We start from the raw sequence: 21092 nt of genomic DNA, 5'->3' as shown, positions 1-21092 counted from the left end.
CCGCCAGGCCACCACCCGCCCCTCGGTGACCACGACCTCGGCGCCCCCCGCCAGGCGGCGGACCGAGAAGGCCGTGCCGGTGGCGCGCACATGCACGGGGCCGGCGTCGACGATGAATGGATGCACGTGGTCCTTGGCGACCTGGAACCAAGCCTCGCCCTGGCGCATCGTGATACGGCGCTCGGGCCCGCCCAGCCGGACGCGCAGGCGGCTGTCGGTGTTGATCATCGCCACCGAGCCGTCCTGAAGGGCCACGCGACGCTGCTCGCCGACCTCGGTCTTGAAGTCGCTGACCGGCGCGCTCCACAGGATCGCCGCGGCCGCCAGGCCCGCCGCCGTCGAGAGGCCCACACCCCAGGCCCAACGCGAGCGGATCCGCGCGGCCCGACCGACGTCGCGCCGAGGCGGCGGCAGCATCTTGCTGACCACCTGCCCGTGGTCCATCAGCCGCAGACCCGCCTGGGCGCGCAGCAAGGCGCCGCGATGGCGGCGGTCCTCGGTCATCCAGGCGTCGAGTTCGGCGCGCCGGGCGGCGTCCAGTTCGCCCGCGTCGAGGGCCACCACCCAAGAAGCGGCCTTGGCGTCGATCTCAGACATGGGCGCTCTCCCGCGCCCGACGGGACGCGGCCTCGACCGTCGAGGTCTCGGCTGCGTCCTCGGCCAGCGCCTTCAGGATCGTGCGGAGGCCTCGGATGGTGTTGTTCTCCACGACGGACTCCGTGATCCCCAGCCGGCGCGCCGTCTCCCTCTGCGAGAAGCCGTGGATGCGGCGCAGCTCGATCACCTGGCGGCAGATCGGCGGCAAGGTCGCGATCAGGCCCAGCACCCTCTCCAGCTCGCGCCGCGCGCCGGTCACCTGCTCGGGTGACGGTTCGTCGTCCGTCAGACGCAGGGCGTCGAAGTCGGTCATGGTCTCGATCCGCACCACGCGCTCGCGGCGCAGGCGTTGCAGCATGATCGACCGCGCCGTCGCCAGGAAATAGGCCTTGCCGCTGCGGATGTGGCTGACCGTGTCCAGCTCGGCGATCTGGCAATAGGCTTCCTGGACGATGTCGTCGACCTCGCTGGATCGGCGCGTGACTCGCGTCAGCCAGGCGCGGACGAAGCCTTCATGCGGCAGGATGTGGAGGGCGACCCAGTCGACGGTCGCGTCAGGACTGAGTTGCACGACGCCCCCGTCTGGCGGTAAGCGGCCTGGAAAACCACGATTACGCGACGGATTTATTACGCCGCGATCGCGACCTGCCTCAGACTACTTCGCGCCGAAGAGCTTCAGGTCGATCGCCTGACCCATGGCGCGGTAGCCAGCAGGCGACGGGTGCAGATGGTCGCCGGAATCGTAGGCCGGCAGCAGACGATCCGGCTTGGCCGGATCGCGGGTCGCGGCGTCGAAATCGATCACGCTGTCGAAGTGTCCGGGCGCCCGGATCCAGGCGTTGACGGCCTGGCGGTCGGCCTCATTGGCCGCGTCCGGGTGGTAGGTGATCGAACCCTCGAACGGCAGGATGGTGGCGCCGTAGACGCGCAGGCCGTGCTGATGGGCGCGGGCGACGATCTGGACGTAGGCGGCGATCAAGCGGCGCACCAGATCGGCATGGGCTTGCGGCGTTGCTGGCTGCGCCTTTGTAAGGGTCCCCAGGTCGTTGACACCTTCCAGCACGATCAGGTAGCGCGCCCCAGCCTGGGCTAGGACATCGCGGTCGAAGCGCGCCAGCGCGCTGGGGCCATGGCCGTCCAGCAGAACGCGGTTGCCGCCGATGCCGACGTTCAACACGCCCAGACCAGCAGTGTGCGGATCGGCCTGCAGCCGCGCCGCCAGCACGTCCGGCCAGCGGTCGTTGCCGTCGGTCGTCGACCAGCTGCCGTCGGTGATCGAGTCGCCCAGGGCCACGATGGCGCCGCCCGAGGTCCAAGACACCTCGACGCCCGAAATCTGCAGCCAATGGGCGAAGGCCTTGGCTCCGGGCAGGTCCGCTTCTCCGACATGGTCGCCCGCCAGGGTCCAGGAAGTGGCATGCGAGGCCGAGTGCTGGGTCTGTTGGGCGGGCGGCGCGTCGTAGCGGATGGAGATGGCCAGGTCAGCGCGCGGCGTGACCGGCAGGTCGATCGGGTCGGACAGGTAGTCGGCCCCGGCCGGAATGGCCACGTCCCCGCGCCCGGCGAAGGTCACGGCCCTGTCGGTGCTCGCGTCGATGCGCGGGGAGCCCGGTGCGATGGCGCGGGCCACATGAACCGCCGACAGCGTCAGCGGCGCGATCCCGAAGGCGTTGGACAGCCGCAGGCGCACACGGTCGCCGCCGACACTGATCCGTACGACCTGACGCAAGGTCACGCCCGAGAGATCGACGTCCGGCGCCGTACCGGCGGGCTCGATCGGCTGCTGGGCCGAGGCCCAGGTTCCGATCCAGACGGACTTCGGCGCGGCCGTGGCCGGCGAGGCGCAGAGCAGCGCCAGAAAGGCCAGAAGCGCGCGGCGGTTCATGCCGCCCTCGCCTTCTCCAGCTTGGCCATGGCGTAGAAGATCAGCACGCTGGTCAGCACCAGCACGGCCGACAGGGCCGCCATCGGGGCCAGGTCGCTGCCGGTGGCGTCACGGACCATCGGCACCAGGTTCTGGGCGAAGAAACCGCCGAGATTGCCGATGGCGTTGATCGCCGCGATGCCGGCGGCGGCCCTGGGTCCGCTGAGGAAGCTGGGCGGCAGGCTCCAGAACACCGGCTGGGCCGAGAACACGGCCGGCGCGGCGATGCACAGCATGGCGAACTTCAGGACCGGTCCGGGCACGAGGACGCTGAGTATCAAAGCCGCCGCGGCGATCAGGGTCGGACCGGCGACATGCCAGGCGCTGGCGCCGTGCTTGGCCGCGTGCTTGGGCACCTGCCACAGGGCGATGGCGACCAGCGTCCAGGGAATGACGTTGATCAGGCCGTTGACGGTGTTGGAGACCCCGAACGACTTGACGATGGTCGGCAGCCAATAGCTCAGACCGTAGGCGCCCAGCGGCATGCCGATATAGAGCCCCGCCAGCAGCAGCACGCGCGGGTCGAAGATCGCCTTCCAGGCCCCGCGATGGTCGTCGACTTCGCCGCCCCGCTCGGCGTTCAGCACCTCTTCCAGCGCCGCCCGCTCCTCTTCCGGCAGCCACTTGGCCTTGGCCGGACCGTCGGGCAGCTTCCAGAGGACGTACGGGGCCATCAGCACGGCCGGCACGCCGGTGACCAGGAATACCCACTGCCAGCCCGCCAGACCGGCGAAGCCGTCGAGGTCCAGCAAGGCGCCGCCGACCACCGCGCCCACGGCGTTGGCGATCGCGCTGGCCACCATGAAGAGGCCCACCATCCGGGCGCGGAAAGCCTGCGGATACCAAAGCGTCAGGACGTAGAGCACACCGGGGAAGAACCCGGCTTCGGTCACGCCCAGCAGGAAGCGGAGGACGTAGAACATCGTCGCGTTCTGGGTGAAGCCCAGGGCCAGGGTGACGAGCCCCCAGGTGAACATGATCCGCGCGAACCAAACCCGTGCTCCCACCTTGGCCAGGATCAGGTTCGACGGCGCCTCGAACAGGAAGTAGCCGATGAAAAACAGTGACGCGCCAAGGCCATACGCCGCTTCGCTAAGGCCAAGCGCCTGCACCATGTCCAGCTTGGCGTACGACACGTTCTGCCGGTCGATATAGGCGATCAGGTACATCAGGCAGAACAGCGGCATCAGCCGGCGGGTGATCCGGCGGACGGCGTCCTGCGCGCGCGGCGCGATGGCTTCAGACAAGCGAACCATCCGTCTTGAGCTTGACCGCCGAGGAGCTCCGGCGCGGTGGCGCGGTGGAATCGCGCTCGATCAGGGCGTGGGGCAGGACGTGATCGGACGGCGCTGCCTCGGCGGCCCGCAGCGCGCGGTTCAGCCGCTCCAGGGCCACGGCGGCCATCTGCCTCACCGGCTGGCGCACGGTGGTCAAGGGCGGCCACAAGGTGGTGGCCACGGTCGTGTCGTCGAACCCGACCACGGTCAGGTCGCGCGGCACGTCCAGATGCCGGCGATGGGCCACCGAAACAGTGGCGGCGGCCATGTCGTCATTGCTGGCGAAGACAGCCGTCGGCGGCGTGTCGGAGTCCAGCAGCCACTCGGCCGCCCGCAGGCCCGAGCCATAGCTGAAAGTGCCTTGAGCCAGGATCAGCTCCGCGCCCTCCACCGCCGCGACGGCGGCGCGGGCTCCTTCCAGACGCTCGGCGCTGGCGCTCTGGTCGGGATTACCGACGATGAAACCGATCCGACGATGGCCCAGGTCCAGCAGGTGCTGGGCCATGGCCTGGGCGGCCTGGCGGTCGTCGATCCGCACATTGATGGCGTCCACGGGCGGACGGCCGGCGGCGACCACGGCCACAGGCAGGCCCGCCTGACGCAGGAGGTCGCGCACCATGGCGGACTCGCCCAAGGGCGGGGCCAGGACCACGCCCTGCACGCCGCTGTTCAGCATCTGCTGGATGTCGGCCAGAGCCGGCGCGGCGCCGTTCTCACCCTTGGTCAGGAACAGGCGGACCCCGGCCGAGGTCGCCTCCTCGAACACCCCGATCAGGAAGTCGCTCATGAAGGCGGCGCTGGGATTGGAATAGAGCACCCCAATGCGCAGCTCGCCCGCCGTCGCCAGATTACGGGCCGTCAGGTTCGGGGCGTAACCCAGCTCGCGGATCGCGGCATCAACGGCCTGGCGCGTGCTGTCACGGACGCCGGGGTCGCCGTTGATCACCCGCGACACGGTCATGCGCGAAACGCCGGCCCGCTCGCCGACATCGATGATGGTCGGCCCCTTGCCGCGTCGATCCCTGGTCAATGAGCGCCCTTCCCCGTGGCGATTCTGGTTTCCGGCACGGGACCATACGCTTTCGCCGCGCCGAAGAACGCAAGCTCCAGACGATCCAGGGCGAAACCGGGATCCAGGGCGCGGACGCTCACCACGTGGGCGCCGGGCTTCAGTTTCAGGCTCTGCACCGTCTCGATCGCGGCGTTGGTCTGGACGCGCTCCAGCCAACGGCCGCTGAACTCCGGCGCGGTGAAGTCCAGCACCTGGACCGGGCCGTCATCGACCTGCACGGCGACGCGCATCCGGTTCTCCGAGGTGACCGGCAGGATCGGCAGGGCGATGACCTTCAGGGTCGCCGGATCGTCGGTGGTGACGGTCGAGAAGCGCCAGCTGGCCTTGGGCGCGGCGGCCACGGCGGCGGCGTCCTGGCCGTCGACCGACTTCATGTGGATGTCGGAGCGCAGCACAGCACCGGTGTGTCCTAAGCCGTCCAGCACGCTCCAGCCCTGGCCGATCTCGTCGGCGTGTGCGGCGTACATCGACACGATCCGGTCGGCCTCGATGAACGAAGCGCCGGCGGCGGTTGGTGCGGTCAGGGTCACATTGACCGGGATCGGAAAGGCCGCGTCGCCGCAGCGGATATTGACCACGCCCTTGGCGGCGTCCTTGGGCGCTGTGGCCCAGTCGATGCTGATCGTCAGGCGACGCTCCAGGCCGGCCGAGGCCGACAGAGAGCCCGACGCCTCACTGACCTTGATCCAGGGCTGGTCGGCGCTGGCGGTCCAGTTCGCGGTCGTTGATCCGCTCTTCACGAAGAGATCGACATAGCGGCTGCCGCCCAGTTCCGGATGGAAGGCCGGCAGTTCGGGCGCGGCGTAGCGCAGCAGGTGCGGCAGCTTGCGCATGAACTCGGATTCGCCGGGGATCGCCCCCTGCACGTCGTAGAACGACCCGCCTTCGGACTGCACGGCGCAGCCCGTCTCCTCGCCGCCGGTCCAGGCCGGCGCGTTCGGAGCCTTGTAGAAAGGCAGGCTGTGCGGGGCCATGCCCATCATGCCCTTCCACTTGCCGCCGGCGATGGTGTCGTTGAAGGCCTTGCCGCCCTCCTCGATCTTCTTCTGCGCGGCCAACACGCTCTGGCCATAAGCGTCGGCGCTGGCGCGGTGCTGGAAGGCGTAGGTGATCGACTTGTCCAGATCGAGCGCACGCTGATTGACGGCCGCGGCCATGTCGATCGGGAATTTCACCAGCTCGTAGAAGGCGTCCTGGCGGTCGGCCGGCAGGGCCTTGGCCAGCGTCTCGGTGCGGTCCTCAAGATCGCCATAGGCCGCGCGACGACGGCCGTTCTCGTCGCCGAAGCTGGCGATGTTGAACTCGGTCTGGCGCACCGCCGTCACCGGCTTGGTGGTGGTCCAGCCCATGAATTCCGGATTGCGGGTGAAGGCCAGATCGTACTGCTTCCACAGGATGTCGGCGATCTCACCGCCCTTGTCCGCGCCGAAGGTCTCGCCGGCCCAGCGGGTCAGGTGCGCCTTGACGCTGGCGACGTCCGGATAGACCTCGTTGTCGAAGGCCATGTCCAGGAACAGCTGCGCCAGGTACTCGCCCGGCTTGATGTCGCCGACATTGACGATCCACAGCCGCTTGGCGTCGTACTGGTAGGCCTTGTTCATCTCCTCCCACATCAGGGCGGGATGGTTGTTGGCCAGCCACAGGTACGACATGGGATAGCCCCAGTACGAGATGTGGTAGTAGATGCCCGAACCGCCCGACCGCGCCCGCTCCTTGGCGTTGCTGAGGCGGCGGATGTAGCCGTAGTTGTCGTCCGGCCAGTTCAGGGTGACGTCGTCGGGCACCTTCAGGCCGGAGTCGTAGGCGGGCAGCACCTCCTTGTAGGGTGTGAACACCTGCGGGACCTGGTCGACCGGCTTCTTCAGCGTCTCGCCGATCATGGTGCGCTGCTCGGCGAACACCTTCTCCAGCGCGCGAGCCTGGTCCTGGGGCGTGTTGGCGCCCTGCATCGGGCGATCCTCAATGCCGCGCATGCCCACGGTGTACATGTTCTCGTTCTTGCCCCACCGGCGCAGGGCCTCGCGCCAGTAGTTCAGAACGCCCTTGCGGTTCTCGAAGATGTTGTAGGGGCCCATGGTCTCGACATCCCACTCGCGGATGTTCGTGCGGGCGATCATCTCGGCGTGCGAGCTGGCGCGGACCAGGCCGTAGGCGGCGGCTTCCTCGTTGTTGCCAGGCACCTGGTTGAACGACTTCTCGATGCCGCGCATGGCCGGCCAGAAGGTGTTGGCCTTCAGTCGCCACATCAGCTCGTAGACACGGGCATAGGTCTTGGGACCGACATCGCCCAGCTGGGGATCGTGGGTCTTGGAGGCCCACGGATAGAGGCCAAACTCCTCGTCGTTGAGGAAGATGCCGCGATACTTGACCGAGGGCGTCTTGGAGAAACGCAAGGCCCCGTCGATGGCCAGGTGATCGGCCTTGCGGATCTTGACGTCGGCCCACCACTCCCAGGGCGAGACGCCCAGTTCGCGCGACAGGTCCGTCACGCCCCAGATGGTCCCGCGCTCGTCCGAGCCGAAGATCAGCAGGGCGTCGCGGCCGTCGGCCAGCTTCACCTGGGCGCGGCCGTAGGTCTCCCACTGGCCGGCCAGCGGCGCGGCGTCGATGTGGTTGGCCTTCAGGATGGCGGCGATGGCTGGCGACTTGGCCAAGCCGAAGATCACGACCGGCCCCTGCCCCTTCGTCGCCTTTTTGGAAACGGCGGGAGCCTGGCCAGTCAGGGCCGTCAGGTCCTGCGCCAGCAGTTGGGCGGCCTTGCCCAGCGGCGCGGCCTTGGTGTCATCATAGACGATGGCCGGCGCGGCGCGGCCGTCGAACAGGGTCAGCTCCCCCGCCTGGCTGGCCGAGGCGAGCAGCGAAGCGGCCGTCAGTGCGACGACGGCGAGGATCTGACGATGCATGGGCGGTCTCCCGACGACCGGATCTCCGCCGGCTTTCTTCTTACGCAAACAGGTCGAGGCGGGGCGCGCCTGAACGCGCCGCCCCCCCCCCCCCCCCCCCCCCCGCCCCTTAGAACTTGGCCCGGACGCCGACCAGGAACTGACGGCCCGGATAGTAGACGGTGAACGGCGCGCTCTCGTAGCTGGAGTAGGTGGTGAGCGGCTTGTTGGTGATGTTCACGGCGTTGAAGGTGAACTGATAGGCCTTGTCCATCCACGGCGGCGTATAGCTGGCCGACATGTCCAGCTGGCCACGGTCGCCCTGGATGTTGGCGACATTGACGTTGTTCTGCGGCGCGATGGCGATCACCGCGGCCTCGGTCCAGGTGTAGTTCACGCGGACCGAGACGCCGTGATCCTCGTAGTAGGCGCCCAGCGTGTAGAGGTTCGGCGCGATGCCGACCGCCATGGCCGCCGAGCCGGCCGAATCCTGCTCGATGTGGGTGTAGTTGGCGGTGACGCCGAAGCCCGTCAGGCCGCCCGGCAGGCGGCTGGTGATGAAGTCCAGCGGCTGCTGATAGATGAACTCCTCGCCGCGGATCGACAGGTTCTGGTCGACATTGGCCGTGGTGTTGATCGTGATGATCGTGTTGGGGCCGATGCCCGTCGCCTGCTGCGTGCTGCTCAACGCCGACACCGGGATGCCCAGAGTCGAGAACGGCGCCTGGATCTGGCGAGTCTGGGTGAAGCCCTGGATGTCCTTCGAGAACGCGTTGACGCTGATGTAGCCCGCGCCGCCCAGATAATATTCCAGGCCGAAGTCGGCATTGTTCGAATAGTAGGGCTTCAGGTCGGGATTGCCCTGCGAGGCGACCTGGGCCGAGACGTCGGCGAAGGCGGTGCCCGGCAGCATCAGGTTCGGATTGGCGCGGGTGATGGTGCGCGAACCGGCCAGACGCAGGATCAGCTTGTCGGTCAGGCCCACCGAGGCGTTGAACGAGGGCAGGAAGCCGTCATACGAGCGCTTGGTGGTCTGGAAGCTGATCACGCCATTGATGCTGATCGGGCCCGAGATGCGCTGGTCGGTGTGGAAGTAGCGGACGCCGGCGTTGAAGTTGACCGGGTGGTCCATGAACTCGGTGCGGCCGTTGGCCTCGACATAGGCGCCTTGCGTGCGCTCGCTGATGAAGCCCGACGGGATGCTGGAGGTGCCGGTCAGCGAGAACGGCGCATTGTCCGTCAGCTGCTGGGTGTGGATCGCCGCTTCCAGCTTCTCGTAGTTCGGCTGCACGAAGGAAGCCATGCCCGGCGCGATATTCGCCAGGCTGAGCAGGCGCGAGGGGCCCGGCATCAGATATTGCGAGATGGCGCTGTTGGGGATAGCGGCCACGCCCGCGGCCTGGGCGGCGTTGCTGTTGTCGAAGGCCAGGATCTCGCGGGCGGTGTCGTCATAGGCGTAGCCGACGCGGATATTGGCGTCGTCATTGCCGAACTTGGCGTCGAAGTGCGCCCCCTGGTTCCGCGTGACGCGCTTGGCGCGCTGGATGCGATAGGAGTCGGTGACCCAGGCCTGGTTCGGATCGTTGGGATCGCGGCTGGGCGTCAGGACCGGGAACGCTCCGCCCTTGGTGTTGTCGAACACCACCGACAGGCCCGAGTTCGGGGCGGTGTCGAAGATGTAGGACGGCATGTCGCGCAGGAAGAAGCTGCGATTGAAGTTCAGCTGGCCGGTCAGCTCGAACCAGTCGTTCGGCTGCCACTTCATGCTGGGATTGAAGCTGTAGAAGTCGACCTTGTCGTTGACCGGCCGCGCTTCGATGAACATCTGGGCGTTGGCGAAGGTGCCCTTGGTCAGCACGCCGTTGCTGTCGCGCTGCCAGCCGATCGGCACGATCGAAGTCGCGTTGCGGACCAGCAGGTTCATGTCCAGGCGATTGAAGTCGCGCTTGGAGTGGCTGTACAGCGTGTCGAGCGCGAAGCTCAGGGTGTCGCTCGGGCGATACTCGGCCGAGGCCATCAGCGAGAAGCGGTCGCGCGTGCCGTCGATATAGGCGTAGCGCGGCAGGCGCGGCACCAGGGTGTTAGACAGGTCTTGGAAGCTGAGGCCGCTGGTCTGCGAGACGTCCAGCGGCGCGCCGGGCGTCAGGCCGAAACCGGTATTGGCCGGCACAGTGGTGGCGAACTTGAAGCCGCCGCCGCCCGCGCCGTTGTTCAGGCCGCGACGGTCGCAGGTGGCCACGGTGCAGTTGCCGACGACCGGATTGGTCAGGTTCGGCGTGGTGAAGCCGATCGTCTCGTAGCCGTCGGTGCGGTACTTCTGCGAGGCGCCGGCGAAGCCGACCAGGATGCCGAACTTGTCCCAGGTCTTCGACGCGATGACCGCGCCGCGCGGGCTGGCCTTCTGCGAGGCGTCCGAATAGCCGGCCTCGAGCGACATGTTCAGGTGCTGGCCGGGACGATCGAACGGGCGCGCGCTGGCCAGGTTCACGGTGCCGGCGATGCCGCCTTCCAGCAGGCTGGCCGTCGGGGTCTTGTTGACCGTCAGCTTGGTGAAGAGTTCGGTCGGGAAGAGGTCCAGGTCGATCTCGCGGTTGGAGCTGCCCGAGTCCAGCGCGCCGTCCGAGGCGACGGCGATCTGAGCGCCGGCCAGGGTGATCTTGGTGAAGGACGGACCCAGGCCCCGGACCGAGATCTGCACGCCCTCGCCCGTCACGTCGCGGCCCAGCTGGACGCCCGGAATGCGCTGCAGTGACTCGGCGATGTTGAGGTCGGGGAACTTGCCGATGTCCTCGGCGACGATCGAGTCGGTGAAGTTGGTGGCGTTGCGCTTGAGGTTGGCGGCGCTGGCCAGGCTGGCCCGATAGCCGGTGACGACGATCTCTTCGACGGCGGCCGAGTCCTGCGCGTCGGCGGCGGGCGGCGTGGCGGCCTGCGCCAAGGCACTCCCCGCGAAGCCGAGCCCGGCCAGGATGGTTGCGCCCAGCAGCCAGGACCGCGACACGCTGGTTGAACGAATAGCCATCGGTTTCTTCCCCTTTGTCGCGACGTTGTCCGCCGCTTGCTCGAGCGCCATGACAATGGGAGCGCTCACATAACGACGCTAGGTATGACCAATTGGCCTGTCAATCCACTATTATAGGTCAGACCTTATAGATTGCACTGCAAGCAAGGGCGACATAGCGGCATCGGGCGCAACCAAACGACCTTTGGTTGCTGGACCTTCGCCTCGATACAGCGATCTCAAATGGGCAAAGAAAAACGCCTACGCCGGGGAAGCGGCGTAGGCGCTAGGGAGGAGGTGTTCGGAGTGCATGCCGTTCGCACTAAGTGAACGTTCACATGACTGCCCCTCAATAGGTTGTCAGTCAAGAGGTCAGACCAATGAAATGGCCCGCCCCTTATCCGCCCGGATGCAGGCCCGGTGCTTCCTGGCCCGTACGGGCGACATATTCGGTATAGCCGCCGCCATACTGGTGGACCCCCTCGGGCGTCAGCTCCAGCACGCGGTTCGACAGCGCCCCCAGGAAGTGACGGTCGTGCGAGACGAAGAGCATGGTGCCCTCGAAGTCGGCCAGGGCCGCGACCAGCATCTCCTTGGTGGCCATGTCCAAGTGGTTGGTCGGTTCGTCCAGCACCAGCAGGTTCGGCGGATCGAACAGCATCTTGGCCATGACCAGACGCGCCTTCTCGCCGCCGGACAGCACGCGGCAAGGCTTTTCGACATCGTCGCCGGAGAAACCGAAGCAGCCCGCCAGGGTGCGCAGCGCGCCCTGCCCCGCTTGCGGGAACGAGCGCTCCAGGGATTCGAAGATCGTCTCCTCGCCTTCCAGCAGGTCCATCGAGTGCTGGGCGAAATAGCCCATCTTGACGCTGGCCCCGATATTGACCGCGCCCTGGTCGGGCTTGGTGTCGCCGGCCACCAGCTTCAGCAGCGTCGACTTGCCGGCGCCGTTCGCGCCCAGCACGCACCAACGCTCCTTGCGGCGCACCAGGAAGTCCAGGCCGTCATAGATCGGCTTGTCGCCATAGCCTTTGCGGACACCGCGCAGGCTGATCACGTCTTCGCCCGACCGCGGCGGGCTCTGGAACTCGAACTGCACCGCCTGGCGACGACGCGGGGCTTCGACGCGGTCGATCTTGTCGAGCTTCTTGACCCGGCTCTGGACCTGGGCGGCGTGCGACGCGCGCGCCTTGAACTTCTCGATGAACTTGATTTCCTTGGCCAGCATGGCCTGCTGGCGCTCGTACTGCGCCTGGCGTTGCGCCTCGCCCAGCGCGCGCTGCTGGTCGTAGAAGTCCAGATCGCCCGAATAGGTGACCAGCTGGCCGCCGTCGATCTCGACCACCTTGCCGATGATGCGGTTCATGAAGGCGCGATCGTGCGATGTCATGAGCAGCGCGCCGTCGTAGTTCTTGAGGAACGCCTCCAGCCAGATCAGGCTTTCCAGGTCCAGGTGGTTGGAAGGTTCGTCCAGCAGCATGCCGTCGGGCCGCATCAGCAGGATGCGGGCCAGCGCCACACGCATCTTCCAGCCGCCGGACAGCATGCCGACGTCGCCGTCCATGCGTTCCTGGCTGAAGCTCAAACCGGCCAGAACCTCGCGCGCCCGCGCTTCCAGCGCATAGCCATCCAGCTCCTGGAAGCGCTCCAGCACCTCGCCATAGCGCTCCATGATCGTGTCCAGCTGGTCGGCCTGGTCCGGATCGACCATGGCCGCTTCCAGCGTGGCCATCTCCGCGGCCAGAGCGCTGACGGGACCGACGCCGTCCATCACCGCGGCGACCGCGCTCTGGCCCGACATCTCGCCGACGTCCTGGCTGAAATAGCCGATCTTCATGCCGGGATCGATCACGACCAGCCCGTCGTCGGGCCGCTCCTGGCCGGTGATCATGCGGAAGAGCGTCGTCTTGCCGGCGCCGTTCGGGCCGACGAGCCCGGCCTTCTCCCCCTTCTGGACGCCCATCGAAGCGTCGATGAACAGGAGCTGGTGGCCGTTTTGCTTGGAGATGTTGTCGAGGCGGATCATGCGCGGTCTGCTAGCGCGCGCCGAGCCGGAACGCCAGCCTTAGAGCGAGAACCAGGCGCACGCGGTTCAGTTAGCCGTCGCTGCATCCAGTATCGCGATCAGGTCCCCTTGCATCGCGAAGCTCTCAAATCGAGCCATGAGGTCCTCCGCCTGTTGTGAGCCCATGCGCGGCTCGGTCAGGTTCAGGAATTTCGACCGCAACTTCTGATGTAGGACGCCAAGATCCCCCGAAGGCTCGGAGACGTCGTGACGCGCGACCAGGACACGGCCGTCGTGCGTCTCGACGGTCACCTCGGTGACATCCTCTGGCCAACCGGCCGGCGCCAGATCGACGGTCGTGATCGCCCGGATCGCTTCCAGCGTCGCGCGCTGAATGGCCTCGTCGGCATAGGTGGCGACATCCGACGTGTCGGCCCCGCAGACGGCCAGGGCGGCGTTGAAGCGCAGGCTGAACTTGGCCTCCAGTCCGGTCCAGGGCGTGGCGATATTGCACATCGCATCGGCGCCGGCGTCGACCTTCAGGCGGATGGCGCGCACGGCCTCGGGCCGCAGGCCCTGGCGACGAAGAGCGCCAAGCGCCTCCAGGGTCCCGTGGGTGCCGAAACAGGAAGCGTGGTGCTTGAAAAGGTTCTTGTCCAAGGCGTAGCCGTCCCAGACCAGCGGACCAGGCGGCAAGCCATCGCTCTGGGTGGCGGCAAAGCCTCGGGGGTGTTCGAGGATGTCCGCCCTGGCGCTGACGCCAGCCCGCGCCCAAAGCGCGGACATCACGCCCGCCTCGGCCGCGCGGCCCGCGTGCAGCGGCTTGGCCATCGTGCCGAACTGCGCCTTCAGCCCCGCCGCCTGCGAGCCGGCCAAGCCATAGGCGCGCGCCGTGGCCTCCTCGTCCAGCCCCAGCAGATAGGCGCTAGCCGCCGCCGCGCCGAACGCGCCGATCGTTCCGGTCGCGTGAAACCCGCGCGCATAGTGGCTGCTGCTGATCAAGGTCCCGATCATGCCGGCGGCCTCGTAGCCGACGACGAAGGCTTCGATGACGGCGCGCCCCGACAGCCCCTCGGCCTCGGCCAAGGCCAGCAGTCCGGGCAGGATCACCGCTGTCGGGTGGACGTGCATGGCCAGGTTGACGTCGTCATAGTCCAGCGCGTGACCGGCGACGCCGTTGATCAGGGCCGCCTGGCGTGCGCTGAACGCCCTCCCCGCGCCCACCGCCGACGCGACCGGCGTCGCGCCCTCGACGAGCGCCACCTCGCGAACCAGCCGCGTCGCGGGCTCGTCGGCCCCGCCGAGCGCCAGGCCGAACCAGTCGAGGATGCAGAGCCCGGCCATATCGAGCGTCGCGGCGGGGATATCGCTCGCCGCCGCGCGGCTCTGGCGAATGATCGCCGCCGTCAGCCCGATCACCGGGGGAAGACCGCCGGTTCAGGCCACATCGTGGTCGCGACCAGCGCGTCGAACTCGGCCGGCCAATTCGCCCGCCATTCCGCCTTCTGGTCATCATCGGCCCAGGAGCCGTCCACGCCGTTCAGCATCATGGCGCGCAGGTTGGCCATGTCGTAGCCGAGGTGGCTGTGCATCAGCTCCCACGCGCCGCCGGGGGTAACGTTATGCAGGGTCGGATCGTCGGTGTTGGGGTGCAGCTTCAGGCCCAGTTCCGACATCTTGCGGATCGGGTGATCGACCGCCCAGCGCTCCGGTTCCAGCGTGCGCAGGTAGTAGGAGTTGGTCGGCACGATCGTGAACAACAGGCCTTGCTCGGCATAGCGCCGGGCCAGGTCCGGATTGTCGACGATGGTGTAGCCGTGATCGACGCGATCGACCTTCAGCAGGTCAACGGCGGTCTGGACATTGGTCCAGGGCATGCCGAACTCGCCAGCGTGGGCCGTAGCCTTCAGGCCGTTGCGGCGCGCCAGGGCATAGGCCTCGTGGAAGAGCTCGGGCGGACGGTCGTTCTCGCGATAGTCGATGCCGATCCCGGGCACGGCGGGGTCACGACATTCGAGCATCAGCTCGACCATCTCCAGCGCGCTGGAGGCCTCGGCCTCGCGGTCGATGCTGGGGATCAGCAGGCCGCTGACGCCGGCGTCGGCCCGCGCTTCGCGGATGCCCGCCAGAATTCCGGCCTGCGCCTCGCGATAGGCCAGGCCCGTGTCGCGGACGGTCGCGGTCGGGTTCCAGAAGAACTCCGCGTGGCGCACGCCCTCGCTGGCGGCGTCCTGCAGGTACTCGTAGGTGATCCGGCGGAAGTCGTCGGCCTCGAGCAGCAGGTAGCGCTCCAGGGCCCGCAGCACGCGCAGCACGCCGACTGGCTTCTCGCCGCGCTCATAGAAGGCGGCGATCTCGCCCTCGGTGATCGGCGCGCCGCGACGGCGGACCATCTCGGTGAAGGTCTCGCGCCGCACCGACCCCAGCAGATGGCAGTGCAGCTCGACCTTGGGGATGACGCGGAACACCGCGCGCTGGGCGTCGGTCGTCTGGCGTCCCAGCGTGGTCGCGGGGACGGCTCCGATGGATTTGGCGGTGTCGGTCATCAGTGCGTGGCGGCCGTGTAGAAGTAATAGCCAAGCGGGATGGCCAGGATGAACAGGCCGATCGGGATCTCGCGCGCCTTGCCGGCCAGCACCTGGACGATGACGTGGACCAGCAGGCCGCCGGCGATGCCGGTGCCGAAGCTGTTGGAGATCAAGGTCAGCAGCACCATGGCCATGGCGGGGAAGAGATCGGTGACCGCCTCGCTGCGGAGATGGCGGATGGTGCCCAGCATCGACACGCCGATCAGGATCAGGGCCGGCGCGGTGGCCTGCTTGGGAATGGCCATGGCCAGAGGCAGCAGGCACAGCGCGCCCAGGAACAGCAGCGCGGCGGTGACCGGCGTCAGGCCCGTACGGCCTCCGGCCTCGACGCCCGCGGCGGACTCGACCAGGGCGGTGCCAGCCGGGATGCCGATCAGCGGCCCCACGGCGGCGGCGAAGGAGTCGACCAGGAACGGCCGCTCGATGCCCGGCAGGTTGCCATCGGCGTCGGTCAGGCCGGCCTTGGCGCCGATGGCCAGGGTGGTGCCCAGGGTCGAGAAGAACTCGCCGGCGAAGAAGGCGAAGACGTAAGGCAGCGCCGCCAGGCTGAACGCGCCGACGAAGTCGACGTGCAGGGCGACGGGCGCGAGGCTGTGGGGCAGCGAGAACAGGCTTGGCGGCAGCTTGGTCAGGCCCAGCGGGATGCCCGCGAGGGCGGCGGCGGCGATGCCGGCCAGCACCGCGCCGGGGATTTTCCGCGCCTGCAGCGCCAGGGCGACGGCCAGGCCGATCAGGGCGACCACGGGTCCGGGCTGGGAGAAGTCACCCAGCTTCAGGGCCATGGTCTTGGCGTTGACCGCCACCATGCCGGCGTCGCGGCAGCCCAGCATGGCGATGAACAGGCCGATCGACGCGCCCAGCCCCAGCTTGATCTGCGGCGGGATCATCTTGACCACCAGCTCGCGCGCGCCGGTCAGGGTCAGGACCATGAACAGCAGGCCCGAGGTCATGGCGATGGCCAGGCCCGTGGCGAACGGCACGTGCTCGGTATGGGCCAGGGTCACACCCAGGATCACCGAGCCGCCGATGCCCGGCCCGACGATGAACGGCAGGTTCGCGTAGACGCCCATGGCGATGCTGCCCACCGCCATCACCAGGATCGCCGCCGTCGTGGCCGCGCCCCGATCCATGCCGCCGGTCGATAGCAGCGACGGGATCACGACGATCAGATAGGCGGCCGCCAGGAAGCTGGTCAGGCCCGCCATCAGCTCGCGGCTCACCGTGGTGTCGCGAGCGCTCAGGGCGAAGCGACGATCAAGAAGCGCGTGCAGCCGGCTCATTTGGAGGCCTGCACGACGAAGGTTTCGAGGAAGCGCGGCACATCGATGGCCCGCACGATGTGGACATCACGCTCGCCGGCGTTGGGGGCCATGTCCGACTTCCAGACGACGGGCTGGCCGTAGGAAGGACCGGCGAAGGTGTCGACGTCCATCCGCGCCACCAGCTCTTCGGTGACCAGCGAACGGTCGATGGCGACGGCGACGGTGATCTCATCCCACAGCGGCTGGCCGATGCGAGCGTAAGTCTTGAAATAGGTCGCCACCGGCGTACCGGCCGCGCCGATGCGATCGACCACCTCCTGCGTCGCCTTGGCCGCGGCGGTGACGTTGCCCATCACGGTGATCTTCTTCCATGGCGCGGTCAGCACGATGTGCGCGGCCTCCGGATCGAAGAGGAAGTTGAAGTCGGTGGCGTAGTCGGTATTGCCGGTCACCCGCGCCACGGCGGTGTCCAGCTTGCCCGGCTCGATGACGATCTCCTTGGCCGAGGTCGCGATGTCGGGCGCGATGCGCAGGGCCAGGGCGATGTTGGTCAGCGGTCCGGCGCTGACGATCGTCACCTCGCCCGGGTGGGCGCGCACGTTGCGGATCAGCGCGTGGACGGCGTCCTCGTCGGAGGCCTTGAGCTTGGGCTCGCCCTCGGGCATCGGCGGGATCAGGTCAGGGTCCTGCGGGTGATAGGTGCGCCCCGGACGCGGCGTGCTCCAGGCGCCCTTGAAAGGCACCTTGCCATAGCGCGCCTCCCAGTTGGCCATCTCGGCCTGGGTGCGGATCAGCGGCATCTGCGCGCCGAGGTGGACAGGCGGATCGGTGCGCTTGGCGATCTCCAGGAAGCGCAGCGCGTGGGCGGCCTCTTCCTTCAGCCATGCGTCGCCAGTGACGACGCCGATGCCCAGCAGCTTGACCCGGTCATCCCGCAGCAGCGGGATCAGCGACTGGATGTTGCTCTGGCCCGGACCCAGGAAGTCGTTGTCGAAGAAGATCTGGACCTTCTCCGCGCTCGCCTTGGCGGGCGGAGATGTCTGGGCGGATGCGCTGCTCGCGAGCGACTGGCTCGCGAGCAGCACCGCCAGGCCAAGGGCTGCATGGCGCAAATAAGGGGGGAAGCGACAGGGCAGCATTGGGAGAGATCCTTGGCCTGGACGGGGGAGGAAGAACGCCCCTCCCTCGTCTGGATCGAAAGGGACGTGATCAGAAGCGGGCGGTGGCGCCGACGAAGATGTAGCGACCCAGCGAGTCGTACATCCCCGCGAAGAAGGCTCCGTTCGAGGTCTGGCCGCCCGTGCTGGCGGTCACCGGCGGATCCTTGTCGAAGGCGTTGTTGACGCCCAGGCGCAGGGTGACCTTCTCGGTGACATTGGCCGAGGCCGCGAAGTCGACATAGCTGACGCTGGGCATCTTCAGATCGTAGGGCTGGTAGGCGCCCGTCAGGTAGATCGAGGTGCTGGACTTGTCGTTCTTCGTGCCGCCGATGTAGCGCCAGGTGGTCGAGATGTTGATCCCGCCGCGCGAGGTCCAGTCGGCCACCAGGCGGTGACGCCATTCGGGGATCGGCTGGCCGCAGGTGACGCCGAAATAGCCATCGCAGCGATACGGAGCCAGGCCCGGCAGGATCTGGACCTCGTACTTGTCGGTCTTGGTGCCCGCGAAGTTCAGACCCAGGCGACCCATGTCGTGGCCGAACAGCTCAGGCAGGTTGTGCGCATAGCTGGCCGCGAAGTCCAAGCCCTTGGTCTTCAGGTAGCCGGCGTTGACGCTGGTGGTGACCACATAGCCGCTGGTCACCAGCGAACCGGTGGCCGGGTTGCGCTTGATCAGGTCGCAGGCGATGCCGGCGTTGATGCACTGGCCCAGTTCGATGCTGGCCGGCACCGTGGTGATCAGCTTCTTCACGTCGATGTCGAAATAATCGATCGAGATGCTCAGGCCCTGCAGGAAGCGCGGGGTGAACTGGACGCCGAACGACTTGGTGTTCGAGGTCTCGGGATCCAGGTTCGGATTGCCGCCGACCATGGCGCCCGACTGTTGGCCAGCCGCCGGAGCGATGCTGCCGTACTGCAGCGCGGTGACGCCCGACAGCGCGCACTGGGCGGCGGTGGCGCGTGGCGTCGCGCCTTCGCAGGGATCGGTGATCGCCGCGGTCACGACGCGCTGGGGACCGAACAGCTCGACCAGGTTGGGCGCGCGGACGGCGCGCTGATAGCTGGCGCGCAGGCGCACGTCGCTGATCGGGGCCCACTCGCCGCCGCCCTTGTAGGCCCAGGTGTCGCCGGCGGTGCTGTAGTCGGAGTAGCGGACGCCGCCCTCGACCGACAGGCTCTTGAAGAACGGTTTGTTCTCGACCAGCGGCACGCGGATCTCGCCGTAGACTTCTTTCACGTCGAACGAGCCGGCGATCGGGAATTCGCCGCCCGAGTTCCCCGCCACGTCGCGGCTGCTGTAGAAGCTGTCCGGTTGGAAGCTGATCTTTTCCTTGCGGTACTCGGCGCCGATGGCCACGCCGATCGGATAGGACGCCAGCGGGCTCGTGATGCCCAGATCGCCGATCAGGGCGCCGCTGAGGATGCTCTCTTCGGTGTAGCCGTCGCGATAGACGACGTTCTGCACATAGTTCAGCGCCGCCGGGGTGATGGCGTCGACCTGGAACAGGTTGATCGGCACGCACGACGGATCGGTCCCGTTGGCCACGGACTCGCAGACGACCTTGCCGCTGCTGTCGGTCACCGCGCGCAGGGCCTTGGCGAACTTGGCCAGCGAGTAGTCGCCGGTCAGGCGCGAGCTGTAGTCGGTGCGGCCGTACTGGGCGTAGACGTCATAGCGCCAGTGCGAGTTCAGATCGCCGCGCAGGCCCGCTACGCCGCGATACGAGGTGTGATCGGTATAATCGTGACGCGAGCCGCCCAGGGCGTTGCGCTGCGAGACGATGACATTGGCGCTCTGCGCGTCGGACAAACCGACCGAGGTGCAGATCAGGTTCTTTTCCTGGGCCGACATCAGCGGGTTGTTGCAGTTGATGCGCTCGGAGACCGTGAACACGGCGGTGGGCGACAGCTTGATGTCCGCCTCGTCGCGCATGTACATCAGCTCGCCATAGGCCTCGACCTTGTCCGAGAACTGGTAGCGGGTGAACAGGTCGGCATTGTAGCGCTTGTCGGGCGACTGCAGGTCGTAGGTGTTGCCGTTGTTGAAGCCGTCCGTGGTGCGATAGGTGCGCAGCGTATTGCCTTCCAGGGCGTAGCTGCCGCGCGTCGCGCCGGTGGTCGGGTTGGTCAGCTGGAACTGCACCGGGTAGGTGGCGCTGGACAGCGAGCAGGCATAGCCGGTCGCCGTGGCCGACAGGTTGCAGGTCGAGAAGTCGCGGTCCTTGGTCCCGACGCCGGCGATGTGCTTGTAGCTGAAGAAGCCCGTGACGTTGCCGCGGCCCTCGGCGAAGTTCTTGCCGGCCGTGATCGAATAGCTCTGCTGCTCGCCGTCGAAGCTGCGGCCGAAGGCCGGCGTCTGGCCAGCAGCGCGCCCCACCGAGGCGATCGCGTTGCCGTTGGTGTGAGAATAGAGGCCGCCCTGGGCGTCCACCTGCACGCCGTCGAAGTCGCGCTTGAGCATGAAGTTGACGACGCCAGCGAGAGCGTCCGAGCCGTAGACCGCCGAGGCGCCGCCGGTGACGACGTCGATGCGCTGGATCAGGGCCGCCGGGATGTTGTTGATGTCGGCCGCCTGGGCCGCCGAACGGGCCGGATCGCCCTGCATCAGGCGACGTCCGTCGATCAGGACCAGGGTCCGCTGGTTGCCGAGGTTACGCAGATTGATGGTCGCCGTGCCGCTGGCGCCGACCGTACCGCCGCGATTGCCGCTGCCCTGGTCGGCGAAGGCTTGTGGCAGGGTGTTGATCAGGTCCTCGACCCGCACAACGCCGCGCCGGGCGATTTCCTTGTCGCCGATCGTGCTGACCGGGCTGACGCTGGTGGCGTCGGGGCTCTTGATGCGCGAGCCGGTGACCACGATGGCCTCGACCTGGTCGCCTGGCGCTTCCTGGGCGCTGGCGGCGGAGCCGCAGGCCACGGCGGCCAGCACGGCGGTGGAGGCTAGGCCAAGCCACGACGCGCGCTTGCGGCGGACGTGGATCGCGTCGAACGCGGGACCGGGAAAGGACGACATCGAAGAACCCCCTTGGTTGTTGGCGCGCCTCGCCGACAGCCCTCCCCAGCCTTTTCTATTTATTGTTGTTCACCCCGATAAGTAGAGATGATCAAAATCCGCACTCCCCTGAGCGCGACTTCGATCTTCCCTGCCCTATATTTATACTGCTGGGTGGAAGCGCGATGAAGCCACGCTAGCGAGCCTCCTTAGAAAGGGAAATTCTTTGTAATTATCTCGTCATAGATCGTGCTTATAGCCGTCGCAAAGGCGCGATCCAGTCTAGCTGGAAGCTCTCAGTGCCCCCTCCGACGACCGCCACGCTGCCCCGC

13 protein-coding genes are annotated in these 21092 nt (G+C 67.6%); all 13 read right to left on the bottom strand.

Translation table 11 applies throughout. The features are described 5' to 3' along the window. The coding region (locus tag AC07YH_RS25625) for a FecR family protein (protein WP_494749718.1) at positions 1–597 on the bottom strand (597 nt) is incomplete at its 3' end. Then, a complete protein-coding gene (locus AC07YH_RS25620) occupies positions 590–1168 on the bottom strand; it encodes an RNA polymerase sigma factor (protein ID WP_494749717.1) in 579 nt (192 codons plus the stop codon). The genes AC07YH_RS25620 and AC07YH_RS25625, both read right to left, overlap by 8 nt. An 84-nt stretch (positions 1169–1252) precedes the next feature. Continuing rightward, entirely contained in the window at positions 1253–2482 is a 1230-nt protein-coding gene (locus tag AC07YH_RS25615; protein ID WP_494749716.1) for an SGNH/GDSL hydrolase family protein, read from the bottom strand. Further along, entirely contained in the window at positions 2479–3708 is a 1230-nt protein-coding gene (locus AC07YH_RS25610) for an MFS transporter (protein WP_494749719.1), read from the bottom strand. Before AC07YH_RS25610 ends, AC07YH_RS25615 begins: the two co-directional genes overlap by 4 nt. Positions 3709–3760: 52 nt before the next feature. Beyond that, positions 3761–4828: a LacI family DNA-binding transcriptional regulator gene (locus tag AC07YH_RS25605; RefSeq protein ID WP_494749715.1), complete on the bottom strand. Its 1068-nt coding sequence runs from the start codon at positions 4826–4828 to the stop codon at positions 3761–3763. After that, positions 4825–7773, bottom strand: a complete 2949-nt coding sequence (locus tag AC07YH_RS25600; RefSeq protein WP_494749714.1) for a glycosyl hydrolase 115 family protein — start codon at positions 7771–7773, stop codon at positions 4825–4827. The genes AC07YH_RS25605 and AC07YH_RS25600 overlap by 4 nt, the downstream gene beginning before the upstream one ends. Before the next feature lie 109 nt (positions 7774–7882). After that, the gene (locus tag AC07YH_RS25595) at positions 7883–10774 is read right to left on the bottom strand and encodes a TonB-dependent receptor (protein ID WP_494749713.1); all 2892 of its coding nucleotides are present in this window, start codon (positions 10772–10774) and stop codon (positions 7883–7885) included. A 376-nt stretch (positions 10775–11150) separates the two neighbouring features. After that, the gene (locus AC07YH_RS25590; protein WP_494749712.1) at positions 11151–12779 is read right to left on the bottom strand and encodes an ABC-F family ATP-binding cassette domain-containing protein; all 1629 of its coding nucleotides are present in this window, start codon (positions 12777–12779) and stop codon (positions 11151–11153) included. A 66-nt stretch (positions 12780–12845) separates the two neighbouring features. Further along, on the bottom strand, positions 12846–14177 hold the full coding sequence (locus tag AC07YH_RS25585; RefSeq protein WP_494749711.1) for an MmgE/PrpD family protein: 1332 nt from the start codon (positions 14175–14177) through the stop codon (positions 12846–12848). Further along, complete coding sequence (gene add / locus AC07YH_RS25580) at positions 14174–15304, bottom strand: adenosine deaminase (protein WP_494749710.1); 1131 nt, start codon at positions 15302–15304, stop codon at positions 14174–14176. Before add ends, AC07YH_RS25585 begins: the two co-directional genes overlap by 4 nt. Continuing rightward, on the bottom strand, positions 15304–16626 hold the full coding sequence (locus tag AC07YH_RS25575; protein ID WP_494749709.1) for an NCS2 family permease: 1323 nt from the start codon (positions 16624–16626) through the stop codon (positions 15304–15306). The genes add and AC07YH_RS25575 overlap by 1 nt, the downstream gene beginning before the upstream one ends. After that, positions 16623–17693, bottom strand: a complete 1071-nt coding sequence (locus tag AC07YH_RS25570; protein ID WP_494749708.1) for a nucleoside hydrolase — start codon at positions 17691–17693, stop codon at positions 16623–16625. Before AC07YH_RS25570 ends, AC07YH_RS25575 begins: the two co-directional genes overlap by 4 nt. A 124-nt stretch (positions 17694–17817) precedes the next feature. Continuing rightward, on the bottom strand, positions 17818–20781 hold the full coding sequence (locus AC07YH_RS25565; RefSeq protein WP_494749707.1) for a TonB-dependent receptor: 2964 nt from the start codon (positions 20779–20781) through the stop codon (positions 17818–17820). Positions 20782–21092: the final 311 nt, after the last annotated feature.

The organism is Caulobacter sp. GW456-12-1-14-TSB4, from assembly GCF_059424195.1.
This window is presented reverse-complemented; position numbering and strand designations above follow the sequence as displayed.